The organism is Candidatus Viridilinea mediisalina (genome assembly GCF_002532535.1).
Taxonomy (GTDB): domain Bacteria; phylum Chloroflexota; class Chloroflexia; order Chloroflexales; family Chloroflexaceae; genus Viridilinea; species Viridilinea mediisalina.
Map to the genome: position 1 here is coordinate 1 of NZ_NQWI01000122.1, position 14,447 is coordinate 14,447.

Below are 14,447 nucleotides of genomic sequence, written 5' to 3' on the forward strand. Positions count from 1 at the left end.
GGCGATCATGCACCAGCAGCAGATTGGCAATCCCCCCAAGCCGCGCCAGCGCCTCATGTTCATCTACGCAGATCGGCTCATCACTCAGATTACCACTCGTCGCCACCACCGGCCCCTCAAGCCCCGCCATGAGCAAGTAGTGCAACGGATTACTCGGCAACATCAGGCCCAGCGTAGGCTGATCAGGCGCAATGCTTGCAGCCAGACTACAGATACTTCTGTTCCCCCCCTGTTCTCCTGTTCCTCTGCCCTTCTGTTCCTCTGCCCTTCTGTTCCCCTGTTCCTCTGCTCCCCTGCTCCCCTGCTCTGCCCTTCTGTTCCTCTGCCCTTCTGTTCCTCTGCCCCCCTGTTCCTCTGCCCTTCTGTTCTCCTGTTCCTCTGCTCCCCTGCTCCCCTGCTCTGCCCTTTTCACCAACAGCACAATCGGCCCCTCCAGGGCACCGAGCAACGCAGCGGCAGCCGGAGGCACATGGCAGAGTTGCTTGGCCATAGTTATGTCGCGTACCATCAGCGCGAAGGGCTTACGGGGGCGACGCTTGCGTTCACGCAGGCGCAGCACCGCAGCCTCGTTGCTGGCATCACAGATCAAATGGAAGCCGCCCAGCCCCTTGACCGCCACAATCTGGCCGCTCTGAATAGCCTCAATGGCCCCTTGCAACGCCGCAGCGCCCACAGCAAGCGTCGTAGAGCCAGCCGAACCTGTGGGTTGCCAGAGAGCCAACTGGGGGCCACACTGCGGGCAAGCATTGGGCTGCGCGTGAAAACGCCGGTCGGCGGGATCGCGATATTCCGCCGCGCAAGCGTCACACAACTGAAAGCGCGCCATCGTCGTATGGGGCCGGTCGTAGGGCAACGCGGTCACAAGCGTAAAACGGGGGCCACAGTTGGTACAATTGGTGAAGGGATACGCAAAACGGCGATTGCCGGGCGCAGCCACTTCAGCGCGGCACTCCGCGCAGGTAGCCAAATCGGGCAACACCTGCACCGTCAAGGCCCCCTGCCCATCACTTGGGCGAATCGTGAACCCCTGCAACCCAAGGGGAGGCAGCCAGGTCTGCTCAAGGCTAACCAGCACCGCTGCGCGGGGCCGCTCGGCCCTGATGCGCTCGGCCAAACCCGCCAGCCTCGCAGGCGGCCCCTCAAGCTCAAGCACCACCCCAGCGGATCCATTGCGCACCCAGCCAGCCAGCCCAGCCTCCAGCGCCAAGCGGTAGATAAAAGGGCGAAAACCAACCCCCTGCACCGCCCCCCGGATCTCCATCCGCAAGCGCGCCAACGGGGCTCTGGTTGCATCTGACAGGACGGCGTTGTCCATAGGGTTAGCCGAAGAACAGAGGGAGAACAGGAGAACAGAGGAACAGAGGACGAACAGAGGAACAGAGGACGAACAGAGGAACAGAGGACGAACAGAGGAACAGAGGAACAGAGGACGAACAGAGGAACAGAGGACGAACAGAGGAACAGGAGAACAGGAGAACAGGAAGGGTTGTTCATCTGTTCCTTTGCTCATCTGTTCCTTTGCTCATCTGTTCCTTTGCTCATCTGTTCCTTTGCTCATCTGTTCCTTTGCTCATCTGTTCCTTTGCTCATCTGTTCTCCAAAAGCCACTCAACCCACTCATCAAGCCCGGCACCAGTGCGGCACGAAATCGGAATAATCGGCACATCGGGCTTCAGCATACGCACGCCACTACTGAAGTATTCTAAATCAAAATCAAAGACTTCGCTCAGATCAAACTTGTTGATCAGCACAACATCAGCGGCGTTGAACATGCCCGGATACTTAAAGGGCTTATCGTGGCCTTCGGGGGTACTTGCGACCACCACGTTCAGGTGGGTGCCCAGCAAGAAATTGGCCGGGCAGACAAGGTTCCCCACATTTTCAACCATCAAAATCTGAATCTCATCGAGCGGCAAACGGGGCAACGCATTACGGATCATCGAGGCATCAAGATGACACCCGCCGCCCGTATTGATCTGCACCACCGGAATACCCTTATTGGCAATCAGTTCCGCATCAAGCGAAGAGGCCAGATCGCCCTCCACCACACACAACTTCGTGCCCTCGGGCAAACGAGTGAAGGTCTCAAGGATCATACTCGTCTTACCCGCCCCTGGCGAAGCCATCACATTGATCCCAAAGACCCCTACCCCATCAAGAACCTTACGATTCTCTTCCGCCACGGCGTTATTGTCGCTGAGAATAGCCTGGATGACGTCTACTTTTTTCATGATACTTACCGTTCGCTCATTTCCGGACAGATTCCAATAATCTGCTAGGCTCCGCGTGTGAATACCCAATCCATGTTGGCGATCAAACGTCTGGTATGGGGCATCTATGTCACCAATCACCCGGCTTAGTAACTGAGCATCACTCACATTGTAATGCTCTATCGTGACCAATACCGCGCCGAACGCTCCCTATGAGCCGCATGAAAGGCGTCCTTGCTATTAAGCAAATACAGGAGTAAGCCTATACACTCGGGCTAATTGAGCCGCCGCCTCGACATCCCCTCTACGTAGTGTTTCTCTCACATCATCGAGTTTCTGGGCATCTACCACAGACAAGTATGGTGCCCAACTGTCATCCGAATACGTTAGTTCGACAGAAACCTCGGCCACATAATCACCTTCACGAATGATCTTTAGGACGTTTTTTTTGTTCATCTTATCCCCCTTACGGGGTTAGGAACCCACGTCATCTTCCACATCAATGCTCTCTACATGAAACTCCATGCCCCCACTGATCCGCAGGGCGACTGAGGCGCATGCCGGGCAAGCGGGGGGCAGGGGTGGTTCGATGCTGCACTGGTGGCCACAGGTTTGGCATTGGGCGCTGGCCGGGATGCGCCGGAAGTGCAGGGTCGCTCCGGCGGCGAGGCTGTCGCGGCTTAGGATGTCGAAGTAAAATTGTACCGAGTCGTCTACGATGCTGCTGAGAACCCCAATTGCCAGGTGGATGGCATGGATGCGCCGCCCCGCTGCGGCCCCAACCGCAACCTTGATCACGCTCTCGGTGATGGCCAGTTCATGCATAAGGTCGCTTTACAATGCTTCAAGGATGCGTGAGGCGAAGCAGCGCGGACTTCGCATCCTCGCGTCCTCGCGTCCTCGCAAACTGAAAAGTGCCTACGAACCTTCCCATAGGATGCCAATATCCTCAATGATCTGCTCCACAAGCCGATCAAGTTGCGCTGCAACCACTGGGCTGAGACTGAGACCAGGGGCGGTGCTGGCGGGGACGATGCCCCAAAGAATGGTTTGTGCCGGACAACTGCCCAACGCCTGAGCTACAGCCAGCAGATCGCTCAGGCCGCACTGGTGCAGCGAAAGCTGAGGGCTCGCGCTCGGCACTATGGCCGCACCTTCACGCCGGATGATCTGCCCAGGTTCCTGCTCGCTATCCACAGCATCAATGATGATCAGTTGCTCTACCTGCACCAGATCGGGCAACAGATGCAAGCCGAGTACTCCACCATCACGGGCTACCACCCCGGCAGGCAGTTGGTACCGCTCAAGCAGCCGTTCCACCGCCGCCCCACCCAGACCATCGTCGCTGCAGAGGCGGTTGCCGATGCCGAGGATGAGCAGGCGCGGCGGTGACGAGGTTGGTAGAGTTATAGAGTTTTTCACCACAGAGGCACCAAGGGCACAGAGTTGTTGAACTTGAGCGTATTAACAATGGTGATTGCACGCCCCTGCCCTGCTCTGTGTTCTCTGTGCCTCTGTGGTTCAATCCTCTGCAGCTCTAAAAACTCTCTACTCCAACACCTCCCCCTCATCATCGCGGAACATCGCGCCCAACCGCTCAATCTCGCTGGGCGTGAGGTGGGTAAATTGGCCTGAGAGGATGCCGGAGATGTTGCGGAAGGGTCGCCCAATGTGCATGCCAGCGCCGTCAATTGTGAACTCGCGGATCTCCTTGTCGTGGCTCGATCCACGCATCTTGAGCACCGTGAGGCCACGGCGCATCTCACCGAAGAGTTCAACGTAACGCAGCAGGATGATCGAGTCGGTGATGGTTGAGATGTGAGCCTCGGTGATTGATGAGCCACCAAGGAGCGTGGGCGTCGTGGAGGTGTAGAGCCCAGCCATCTCTTGGTGTTTAATGAAGGAGGTCAGACCAATCACAAACTCGCGGAAACTCTTAATCGTCGAGGCCCGTTCGAGGGCCGAGAGGCTATCAATCGCAATGCGCTGTGGGCGGAAATTGGAGATTTCAGACTGCATCGAGATCAGTTGGTCTTCGAGACCAGTCACTTCGGGGTAGTTACAGACAACCCGCAGCAACCCATCGCGCTCCATCTGTTCAAAGTCTACGCCCCAGCCGGTGGCGTTTCGGAAGAGTTGGTCGCGGCTCTCTTCAAAAGCAAAGAGCAGCGAGCGTTCACCACGCATTGCCCCAGCAGCCATGAAGGAGGTAGCCATCAGCGTTTTGCCGGTGCCGGTTGCACCACTAACCAAGATGATCGAGTCGCGGAAGAAGCCACCGCCACACATGCGATCCATCTCGTTATTGCCCGAAGTAATCCGCAGACTCGACGAACGCTGCTTCAGTTCAATCGCCGAGAGCGGAATGACCACGATGCCCTGGTTGGGAATAACCGTAAAGGGAAAACTACCCTTCTGATGGGTCGTCCCCCGAAACTTGAGGATTTCGACGGTACGGCGGCGTTTCTCCTCTTCGAGCAGATTACGCAGAATGACCACATCATCGGCAACAAACTCCTCGACCCCGTAGCGCGCGATTTCGCCATACTCTTGCGAACGTTCGGCAGTAATCACGGCGGTGATGCCCAGAGCCTTGATCCGTACCGCAATACGTAGCATCTCATTACGCACCAAACGCGAATCGTTCAAGCGCGTAAACATCGCCCCCAAACTATCCATCGAAACCCGCGTCGCTCCGGTGCGTTTCACCGCATGCTCAATCCGCGCCAGTAATGCGCCCAGATCGTAGGAGCCAATCACCGTCAATTCATCGTCATGCTGGGGTGAAGCATCAACGAAAACCCAACGATTTTGAGCCTCCCAGTCAGCAATATCCCAACCAAAGCTATACATATTTCGGCGCAGATCGGCAGGTGCCTCTTCAAAGGTCACAAAAACCCCCGCCTCGCCATGTTCAATCCCAGCAGCGAGGAATTGTGCGGCAAAGACCGTCTTGGCACTCCCTGCGGTACCAGCGACCAGCGTAGTACGACCACGGGGGAGACCACCGTTGGCAATATGGTCAAAACCGGGAATTCCGGTGGGCAGACGTTCAATGGTGGACTGATCTGCTTTCAAGTACACAACCTCCAATGGCGGGCACAGAGCCTTACGGGTTTGGCGGCAGATTGAGCGCCGCCAACAGTTCACGGGGGTCACCCCCAAGATCTCCAATAATCCGACGTACAGGTGGGGGCATTTCTTTGATCAGGGTTGGGGTGGCAAGAATTTTGCGTACCTCCGCCTGCTGAGGTTCAGCCAGCACATCGACAATCTTCAACTCGCACTCGTAATTGGCTAACTCATGTTCACAGATGCGCCGTAGTGTCGCAATAGCCCGTTCAGCACGAACGGTGCGGCCGGCGATGAAGAGATGCAGGACGATCTTATCCACTACGACGCTCCCGCTATCTTGGCATTAGGCCGGCTCCGTACTACCATCATCAAGCTCACCCATCCGTCCTAGAGCACGTCCCCGATAGTGCCCGGCTAAGTAACCCATTAACTCAAGCACCATGAGGCGTCCCTCTTCCAGATAGGCTTGCTGCTTGATTGGCGGCGCGCCAGTTCCCGCTGACCGGACGCCTGCAAGATGAATTTCCACCACATCGCGCGGGGTTGCAGCCTGAATACCCAGGTAGTCACCCAGATTACGCAGGCCACTTTCAGGTGCGGCATCAGGGATACCGCGCTGACGCATCAGCGCGACATCCAACAATTCATGGTATATCGCCACCGCCTCACCGAAGGTACTCGGATTGCGTTGGCGCAATGGTATCGCGCTAACCCGGCGTGGTACCACTTGCTCCTGCTGCGACATGCGTTCAACGTCAACCAGTTCGCGCTCAAGTGCCTCAAGGCGCTCACGTAGCATTGCAGCTTCGGAAGCGGCGCGGGCCATTTGGCGCTGCACAGTGACGTTGGTATGGCTGACGACCAGCCCGGTGCGTTGGCCACGAAGCGGGACAACCCGCATCACGAACCAGCGCTCTTCATGGGGTGAATGGCAAGGATACTCCAATTCATAGATTGGCAGACGCCCCTCCAGGACGGCGCGCATACCTTCAAGAACATCGTTGGCTTCATTGGCCCAATAGCCATGGGCATGCTCACAGATCGTAAAATAGTTAACCCCTACCCCGGTACGTTGCAGATCAGGATCACCATTAGCACGGGCAAATTCGATCCAGGGGTTGTTGACTGCAATAATTGTACCACGAGCATCAAGTACTGCGAGATGGACATTCAGTGAATTCAGAATGGCCCAATTGAAGGCTTCTGCATCACGCAGGGCTTGATTGACCCGCCGATGTTCGGTGATGTCGCGCAGCGAAACCAGTTGCGCGGGCGCACCCTCCCACTCGGTATCAACCACGCGCATCTCGCCAACGCCATGCTGCCCATCGGGGTGAAGCAGATCAATCTCGGCCCGCTCCCCGCCGAGTACCGGGTAGCCAAAGATCTGATCCATCAACTCGTCAGCACTGCGCCCCAAAATCGTGGTGGCAGCCGCATTGAGGAAGCGCACACGCCCATCCTCATCAACGACAATCAAGCCGTCGGCGCTTGCCGCAACAATCTGACGCAACCGAGTATCATCGGCCACTTGGGGAGCCAGCCCGTCGAATGGTGTCATTGCTTCTATGATCGGTTGTGCTTGGCTCTCTGTCAAGGGGGGATTTTAAACCAATATCTTCTACAATCTACAACCTACAATCTACAATAGCCCATAAGCAACTGACGCGCCTGGGCCACGAGGCTATGGAACCGCGTATCATCGCGGAGCGCCGCCGTGCGTGGACGCGGTAGATCAACCGGCAGCAGCGCCGCTACCCGCCCAGGCCGTGGCGTCAGGATCGCCACGCGGTCGCCCAAAAAGACCGCCTCAGCGAGGCTGTGGGTCACCAGCAGCACACTGATTGGTTGTTGGAAACCCTGCAATAACGTCGCCAAATCCACCTGCAGTTGCTCGCGGGTCAATTCATCAAGGGCAGCAAAGGGCTCATCAAGCAGCAGCAGCGGCGGATCGAGCGCTAGGGCACGCGCTAGCGCAACGCGCTGCTGCATCCCCCCCGAAAGCTGATGGGGGTAGGCCCGCGCAAACTGCTCCATACCAACAAAGCGCAGCAGTGTCAACGCCCGCGCCACCTGCATCTCATGCGACTGGCCCGCCAACGCCAGCGGCAACATCACATTTGCCGCCGCGTCACGCCACGCCAACAGTGTAGGGGACTGGAAGGCAATCCCATAGGCCCGTTGCCGCCGCGCCAGCGCCGCAGGCTGACCCAACACCTCAATCAACCCACTATCAGGCTGCTCCAGATCCGCCACCAAACGCAGCAGCGTACTCTTCCCACAACCACTCGGCCCCACCAGCGCCAACACCTCCCCACGTGCCACCGTCAGGCTCACCTGTTCCAGCGCAACCAATGGGCCGCTAGGGGTTGCAAAACGCTTACACACCGCATCAAGCAGCACCGCCAGCTTGGAGTCAGAGGGAGAGGGAGAGGGAGAGGGAGAGGGAGAGGGAGAAAGAGAGTTCACAGAGGTTTTCACCACAGAGGCACAGAGGGCACAGAGAGGGTTAACGCTAAAGCTCATTGAGATGCCATCTTCGGCAATCTACAATCTACAATCTATAATCTACAATCTGCAATCCCTCGCAACACCTCCTCCAACGCAGCACAGTGCTGCTGCCACGAGTAGTGTGCGACTACCCGCTCACGGGCCGCTTGGCCATAGGCGCGGGCGCGTTCGGGATGATCAAGCAGGTAGGCGATAGCATCCGCTAAAGCGGACACATGCCCTTCGGTGAAGAGTCGCCCCTCCTGCCCGTCACGGATCACCGTGTCGAGCGGTGGGATCGCGCTGGTCACAACGGGGAGACCAGCGGCCATATATTCGTAGATCTTCAGCGGTGACCAGAAGAAGCCTGCTGCTCGTAGGGCCGGGTGGCTTGCCGTGTTGAACGGTGCAACCCCAAGCTGCGCCTCGGCCAACAGGGCGGGAATGGCCGCATACGGTACCGCGCCAGTAAAGGTGAAATGGGAGGCATAGTCGGCTGCTAATGCTTGGGCCGCCGCTTGCTCTGGCCCCGTACCAATCAACGTAAAGCGCACCCGACGGCCCTGCTTCAGCAGCAGCAACGCCGCGTACACAAAGTCGGTTACCCCATGCCACGCCCGAAATGAACCCATAAAGACCACGTTTGGCACTCCAGCAGGTTGCGTCTGTGCTTGGCGTTGGGCTGCCACCGCCGCAAAACGCTCCACATCAGCGCCCCAAGGCAACTCCACAATCTTCTCGCGGGGGATGCAAGCGGGCACCGTTGTATGCAACGGGGTCACAATTGCCGCCGCCGCATGGCACTGCCACGCAGCCCAGCGGCGCATTGGGCCACCCAGGGCATCATCGAGGCGGCGCTTGGTTACCTCCGGCGGATCAACAATCAGGGCGTTCACCTCAAGCAGCGCCGGAATATTCAACTGGTGCGCCGCAAGCAGACCTGCGCCCGCAAAGTTGTAGTAGCGCTCAATGATGACTGTAGGACGCAACGCCCGCGCCAAACGCAACAGCGGGCCTGTTGCCACCAGCGTCAGAGCCTTGGGCAGATCAAAATGGTGCAGCCCAAACCCATCAAGTCGGGTCGAAACTGGACGGGCAAAGGGGGCCAAACCGGCCCAACCCTCGCGTGAAGCCGCAACCAACTCCACCTCATGGCCGCGCAACGCCAACCCCCGCGCCACCTCATAGGCATGGGTACTACCGCCCAACACCCCCGGCACCGGAATACCCGCAGCAATGTAGAGAATCTTCACAAACGCTCGTAGCGATCTAAATCCATCGTAATCGCCAACGTCCCAGGGGCCGCCTCACGTACCAAGCTGTGGGCCCGCTCAATCTGAGTATCTTCAGCACCCACCAGCAGCGTCGTATTCCCGCGCCGCAGAAAGCCGCCCGTCGTGGCGAGGCGCGTCACCCGAAACCCCTGTTCAACCAAGGCGTCCACACTCGCATCAGCGTGAGCATCATCGGTCACGAACACGATCAATTTCATACGCTTGCTCCAACTATAGCTATCAACTAGATGGGAATCTGCGGAGGTCGTAACCCTGCCTGCATCCCGCCCCTTAGCTTGCGCTGCGTCATTATAGCAAGTCTAACAGATTTTCGGAAATGGTATAACCCTAACTTGTTCCTGCTTGTTTGCTACTATGTCTTGCGAAACAACATATTGTCTTGTAAAATCAGAATACGTTGGATAAATACATGATTGGAGGGTCATTTCAGGCAACTTTATCATTTACACCAATTACCCTTGAACATGCCGCATGATCAAGAACACTCATGTCCATTGGGATGCCATGTTCGGCAATCTACAATCTGCAATCTACAATCGTACTTGGTATTACAGACATTCAGCGCATCCTGATGCCGCACACCTATTTCCTCGTTTCTGGATCATTCCCTTGGAGGGCATATGCAAACAGCAGTTACCAAGCGTGGACAGACAGTTATTCCAGCACCGATTCGCAAGCGGTATCATATCGAAGAGGGCGACTCCCTCATATGGATTGATGATGGTGCAACGATACGTGTAATCCCTGTGGCCCAAGACCCTATTCGTGCCTTACGTGGCCGTGGCCGTGGTGAGCTATCACTCGAACAGTTGTTGGAACGCCGTCAGGAGGATCGCGCACGTGAATGATGGACGCTATGTGTTGGACACCTCGGCCATCCTTACCCTCATTGAGGACGAGCCTGGTGCTGCGCGGGTAGAACATGTATTGCGAAACAACGCCGTCATCATTCCCTGGATATGTTCATTTGAGGTACTCTACATTACGCAACAGAAACGTGGGATTGCCGAGGCAGAACGCCGCTATGCACTCATCAAGGCCTTGCCAGTCACACATCTGTGGGAATTGGAAGAGGCGTTGGTGTTAACGGCGGCACGCCTCAAGGCAACCTACCGCTTGTCGCTTGCAGATACTATGATTGCCGCCTGCGCGTTGCGGGAACAATCAATCCTGTTGCATAAAGATCCCGAATACGAAGTGCTTGCTACACAAATCGCGTTGGAACACTTACCGTATAAGTCAGAACGGTGCTAAAACGTATCCTCTGTGAGCATCCCCACACTACCTATGCTACAATACGCTGTAGCTCTACTATGGACTGCGCTGGAGCATGAATATACCTCAACCATGAAACATAAGGAGCAATACCTGTGACAACCCTAGGCAAGAATGTGACAATTACTTGGCTTGGTCACGGCACGTTTCATATGACCACCCCTGAAGGCAAGGGTATCCTGATCGATCCCTGGATTGAGGGTAACCCCTCATGCCCCGATGCGCTCAAGGCTCAAGCCTGCGATCAGCTCGCCGCTATCTTTGTGACCCACGCGCACTTTGATCATGTCGGCGATCTGGTTGAGATTGCCCAGCAGACTGGCGCGCCAGTCTTTTGTCAGTATGACCTTGTGCCCTATTTCGAGAACCAGAATATTACCGGCGAGCAGTTGGTTGGCTTTAATAAAGGCGGTACCGTCAGTGTTGCTGATCTGCGTGCCACGATGACCAATGCCGTTCACTCTAGTACTACCTTTGAGGAAGGTTCGATTATTGGCCTTGGTACCGCCGCTGGCTTTGTCTTCCGCTTCTCGAATGATTTTACGATCTATTTCACCGGCGATACCTGTGTCACGATGGATATGCAGATTATTGCCGATCTCTATAAGCCCGATCTGACCATTTTGCCGATTGGCGATCACTTTACAATGGATCCGCGTCAGGCTGGCTATGCCATGAAGTTGATCCGTTCGCCTTATGTGATTCCCTGCCACTTTGGCACCTTCGAGATCCTCACTGGCACCCCCGAACAGTTGGTCGAGGCGTGCAAGGAGTTTGGGGTCGAGACCCAGGTGATTGCACTAAAACCCGGCGAATCAGTCTCGTAAACACATGTAGACCAAGCTTTGTTCCTCCGTTCCCCTGTTCCTCTGTTCTTCCGTTCCCCTGTTCTTCCGTTCCCCTGTTCTTCCGTCCCCCTGTTCTCTTGCTCCCTATGAAAATCATCGCTCCTACCCAAATTCGCCATCTGCTCGCCCCCCAGTTGCCCGCTGAGGTGACGCCGGTCTGGATTGCGCCTGAGTTGCACTTCGAGGGTGATCCTACGGGCGCACTCGCCTATATGCGCTGGTGGGGCGAACAGGAAGCCTTTATCTATGTCTTGCAGGAAGCCCAGCAGTTGCGTTGGGTGCATACGCCCAGCGCCGGGGTGGATCACCTGCTGGTACCAGCGGTCTATGAGCGCGATCTGCTGCTGACCAATAGCGCCGGGGTGCATGCCATCCCTATGGCTGAGTTTGTCCTTGGGCTCCTACTGGCTTATGTAAAGCGCCTGCCCTATTTCTACAATGCCCAGGCTGAACGGCGCTGGGCTGGTGATATTGGCTTGGCTGAACTCCACGGGGCGACGATGCTTATTCTAGGCTTGGGAGGCATTGGTCAAGCCATTGCGGAACGCGCCGCCGCCTTTGGCATGCGTGTCTGGGGTAGTCGCCGTAAGCCTATCGCTACCCCCCATGTTGAACGGGTTGTCACTGGCGATGAATGGCGCACATTGCTGCCCGCTACCGATTATCTTGTGGTTACCGCACCGCTCACCGCCGCGACACGCGGCATGGTTGATGCCGCCGCCCTCGCCGCCTTGCCCCCTTCGGCCTATCTGGTCAATGTTGGCCGTGGCCCCCTGATTGATGAGGCTGCTCTCATTGAAGCCCTGCGCCACGGGAAGCTTGCCGGGGCCGCCCTCGATACCTTCGACCAAGAACCTCTGCCGCCCGAACATCCCTTCTGGATCATGCCCAATGTGACGATTACGCCCCACGCGACCGCCTTTTCACCACGGATGCACCAGCGTCAAGTTACGCTCTTTCTGGATAATCTTGTGCGCTTTATGCAAGGTCAACCCCTGCGTAATATCGTGGATAAGTCTGCTGGTTATTGAGGAGAACCAATTCCGATGCTTGAGAATCTGCGTCAGTCCGATCCGGCTATTGCTGAAGCTATTGAACGTGAAACCCTGCGTCAGCGCGATGGGCTGGAGTTGATCGCTAGTGAGAACTATACGAGTTTGGCAGTAATGGAAGCCCAGGGTTCTATCCTTACCAATAAGTATGCTGAGGGTTTGCCCGGTAAGCGCTACTATGGCGGCTGTGAATTTGTTGATCAGATCGAGCAGTTGGCGCTTGAGCGCGCCCTGCAACTCTTTGGAGCCCAAGCGGCCAATGTCCAACCCCACAGTGGTGCCCAAGCCAATATTGCCGTCTTCAATGCGCTGCTCCAACCCGGCGACCGCATCTTGGGCATGCGCCTCGATCACGGCGGCCATCTCACCCATGGCAGCCCGGTCAATTTCTCCGGGCGCTGGTACGATGTGTCCTTCTACGGCGTTGAGCCCAGCAATGGCCAGATTGACTATGATGATCTCCTGCGTAAAGCACGGGAAGTACAACCCAAACTGATCACGTCGGGGGCCAGTGCCTACCCGCGCCAGATCGATTTTGCCCGCATGCGCGCTATCGCCGATGAGGTCGGTGCCCTACTCATGGCCGATATTGCCCACATCGCTGGCCTTGTCGCCGCAGGTGAACATCCTTCGCCCGTTGGCCATGCCCATATTGTGACCACTACGACCCACAAGACTCTGCGCGGGCCGCGTGGTGGCCTGATCATGATGGACGAAGCCCACGCCAAGCTCATCAACTCCAGCGTCTTCCCCGGCACCCAGGGTGGCCCGCTGATGCACATCATTGCTGCCAAGGCGGTCGCCTTTGGTGAAGCCCTGCGCCCCGAGTTCAAGCACTACGCCGCCCAGATTCGCGCCAATGCCCGCGCCCTGGCCGCTGGCCTCATGCAACAGGGCATCACCCTGATCAGCGGCGGCACCGATAACCACCTTATGCTCGCCGACCTGACCAGCCTGGGGATCACGGGCGCACAGGCTCAGAAGGCGCTCGACAAGGCTCACATTACCGTCAATAAGAACGCCATCCCCGACGATCCCCAGCCGCCGATGCGTACCAGCGGGATTCGCATTGGCACCCCCGCCGTCACCACGCGGGGCATGGGCGAACGCGAAATGGCCCAGATCGCCCTCTGGATTGCCCAAGTCCTCAACGCCCACACCGACAGCACCTTGCTCGCACGGGTCGCCAGCGAAGTCTCCGCCCTCTGCGATCGCTTCCCCGTCCCCTCTGATGCGGTGAAGGTGTAAGCGAGCAAGAATAGAGAAGCGAGGAGAGAGGAAATAGGTAGAGCCGCCCCGCTAGGGCGGCTCTACCGGCTGTCATGAGGCACCCACCCCTCAGCGAGGGCCACGAACTGCGCCATATCCTGCAGGAGTAGTGCAATACTCTGGTGGATGATCGCGTAATCAAGTTCTTCGTACAGATGCACAATGATGTTACGCATGCCAGCGGCTTGTTGGAGGCTTGTGGAGAGATCGGGTGGGAGCATGCCAACCTCACCGGCAAGCTTAAAGGCTTCGCGGTAGGAAGTGGGATGCAGATCACGCTCACTGAGCAGATGGAAGAGCAGATCGCTGGCAACGCCAATCATGAGTTCAATCATTCGCTCAACCGCATAGTGGTGCGCTTCAATCTCGGCTTGGCTGGCATGTTCATAGGCCGCCAGATCACGCATGATGCGTCGCAGGTAGGCCAATTTGCGCCGTAGCACCTCATGCTCATCCAACACCTCTTTGGCGTAGCGCCGCAATGCCTGTGCTAGACCACGGCGAAAGGGGAGCGCATCATTGTAGCGATGCCAAAGCTTGGCCCGTTCCGCAGCCCACAATCCTACGCGTGCTTCATAGATCAACCGCCCTGTACGCGCAATCTCCCAGCCAAGCACCGGCTCAGTGGTTGGGCGTAACAGCACCACACTGACCGCACCGTGTACCAGTTGCTCCAATTCGACCTGCCACGCCACGCGGCGTAGCGGCGTAGGCACAGGGGCCAAGGCAAGATCGTAATCGCTTGTAGGGCGCGCCCGCCCCGTTGCCCGCGAGCCAAAGAGTACACAGAGCGCCACGTCTTCGCGTGCGCTCCATTGGGACAGATCGGCACCTAGTTGTTCACTGATATTCATTATCCCAATTACCATAGTCTTTCAGATAATGCTTCCGGAACCTCTAGGATCATGGGAGGGGTTTTCGGGGAGGGCTTCG

General features: G+C 57.2%; 16 protein-coding genes. 5 read left to right on the forward strand and 11 right to left on the reverse strand.

Annotated features, from left to right (window positions below; all coding sequences use genetic code 11):
• The 10 genes from CJ255_RS18125 to CJ255_RS18175 form a co-directional block, all read right to left on the reverse strand.
• The coding region (locus tag CJ255_RS18125; protein WP_174714081.1) for a Sua5/YciO/YrdC/YwlC family protein at window positions 1-1,315 on the reverse strand (1,315 nt) is incomplete at its 3' end.
• A gap of 271 nt (window positions 1,316-1,586) precedes the next feature.
• Window positions 1,587-2,231, reverse strand: a complete 645-nt coding sequence (hypB, locus tag CJ255_RS18130) for a hydrogenase nickel incorporation protein HypB (RefSeq protein ID WP_097645505.1) — start codon at window positions 2,229-2,231, stop codon at window positions 1,587-1,589.
• Between the two features lie 453 nt (window positions 2,232-2,684).
• Window positions 2,685-3,035 carry a hydrogenase maturation nickel metallochaperone HypA/HybF gene (locus CJ255_RS18140; protein WP_097645507.1) on the reverse strand — a complete coding sequence of 117 codons (351 nt, stop codon included), beginning with the start codon at window positions 3,033-3,035 and terminating at the stop codon, window positions 2,685-2,687.
• 93 nt (window positions 3,036-3,128) lie between these two features.
• A complete protein-coding gene (locus tag CJ255_RS18145; protein ID WP_165774791.1) occupies window positions 3,129-3,632 on the reverse strand; it encodes a HyaD/HybD family hydrogenase maturation endopeptidase in 504 nt (167 codons plus the stop codon).
• Between the two features lie 126 nt (window positions 3,633-3,758).
• Window positions 3,759-5,294, reverse strand: a complete 1,536-nt coding sequence (kaiC, locus tag CJ255_RS18150; RefSeq protein ID WP_245863557.1) for a circadian clock protein KaiC — start codon at window positions 5,292-5,294, stop codon at window positions 3,759-3,761.
• A 25-nt stretch (window positions 5,295-5,319) separates the two neighbouring features.
• Window positions 5,320-5,604 carry a circadian clock KaiB family protein gene (locus CJ255_RS18155; protein WP_097645509.1) on the reverse strand — a complete coding sequence of 95 codons (285 nt, stop codon included), beginning with the start codon at window positions 5,602-5,604 and terminating at the stop codon, window positions 5,320-5,322.
• Between the two features lie 24 nt (window positions 5,605-5,628).
• Window positions 5,629-6,846 carry a PAS domain-containing protein gene (locus tag CJ255_RS18160; RefSeq protein WP_097645510.1) on the reverse strand — a complete coding sequence of 406 codons (1,218 nt, stop codon included), beginning with the start codon at window positions 6,844-6,846 and terminating at the stop codon, window positions 5,629-5,631.
• A 74-nt stretch (window positions 6,847-6,920) separates the two neighbouring features.
• Window positions 6,921-7,688, reverse strand: a complete 768-nt coding sequence (locus CJ255_RS18165; RefSeq protein WP_245863559.1) for an ABC transporter ATP-binding protein — start codon at window positions 7,686-7,688, stop codon at window positions 6,921-6,923.
• Between the two features lie 158 nt (window positions 7,689-7,846).
• Complete coding sequence (locus tag CJ255_RS18170; protein ID WP_097645512.1) at window positions 7,847-9,028, reverse strand: glycosyltransferase family 4 protein; 1,182 nt, start codon at window positions 9,026-9,028, stop codon at window positions 7,847-7,849.
• Window positions 9,025-9,267, reverse strand: a complete 243-nt coding sequence (locus CJ255_RS18175) for a cyclic-di-AMP receptor (protein ID WP_097645513.1) — start codon at window positions 9,265-9,267, stop codon at window positions 9,025-9,027. Before CJ255_RS18175 ends, CJ255_RS18170 begins: the two co-directional genes overlap by 4 nt.
• Window positions 9,268-9,690: 423 nt before the next feature.
• Between CJ255_RS18175 and CJ255_RS18180 the strand changes: the two genes are divergently transcribed.
• The 5 genes from CJ255_RS18180 (at window position 9,691) to glyA (ending at window position 13,493) form a co-directional block, all read left to right on the forward strand.
• Window positions 9,691-9,918 (forward strand): AbrB/MazE/SpoVT family DNA-binding domain-containing protein, encoded by a 228-nt coding sequence (locus CJ255_RS18180; protein ID WP_097645514.1) that lies wholly within the window; start codon window positions 9,691-9,693, stop codon window positions 9,916-9,918.
• Window positions 9,911-10,324, forward strand: coding sequence for a PIN domain-containing protein (locus CJ255_RS18185; protein WP_217352479.1), 414 nt, complete (start codon window positions 9,911-9,913; stop codon window positions 10,322-10,324). The genes CJ255_RS18180 and CJ255_RS18185 overlap by 8 nt, the downstream gene beginning before the upstream one ends.
• A gap of 116 nt (window positions 10,325-10,440) precedes the next feature.
• Window positions 10,441-11,172 (forward strand): metal-dependent hydrolase, encoded by a 732-nt coding sequence (locus CJ255_RS18190; protein ID WP_097645515.1) that lies wholly within the window; start codon window positions 10,441-10,443, stop codon window positions 11,170-11,172.
• Window positions 11,173-11,279: 107 nt separating this feature from the next.
• A complete protein-coding gene (locus CJ255_RS18195; RefSeq protein ID WP_097645516.1) occupies window positions 11,280-12,224 on the forward strand; it encodes a D-2-hydroxyacid dehydrogenase in 945 nt (314 codons plus the stop codon).
• Window positions 12,225-12,239: 15 nt separating this feature from the next.
• On the forward strand, window positions 12,240-13,493 hold the full coding sequence (gene glyA, locus CJ255_RS18200) for a serine hydroxymethyltransferase (protein WP_097645517.1): 1,254 nt from the start codon (window positions 12,240-12,242) through the stop codon (window positions 13,491-13,493).
• 62 nt (window positions 13,494-13,555) lie between these two features.
• Here glyA and hepT read toward each other — a convergent pair whose 3' ends face one another.
• Window positions 13,556-14,368: a type VII toxin-antitoxin system HepT family RNase toxin gene (gene hepT, locus CJ255_RS24515; protein WP_245863561.1), complete on the reverse strand. Its 813-nt coding sequence runs from the start codon at window positions 14,366-14,368 to the stop codon at window positions 13,556-13,558.
• Between the last annotated feature and the right edge of the window lie 79 nt (window positions 14,369-14,447).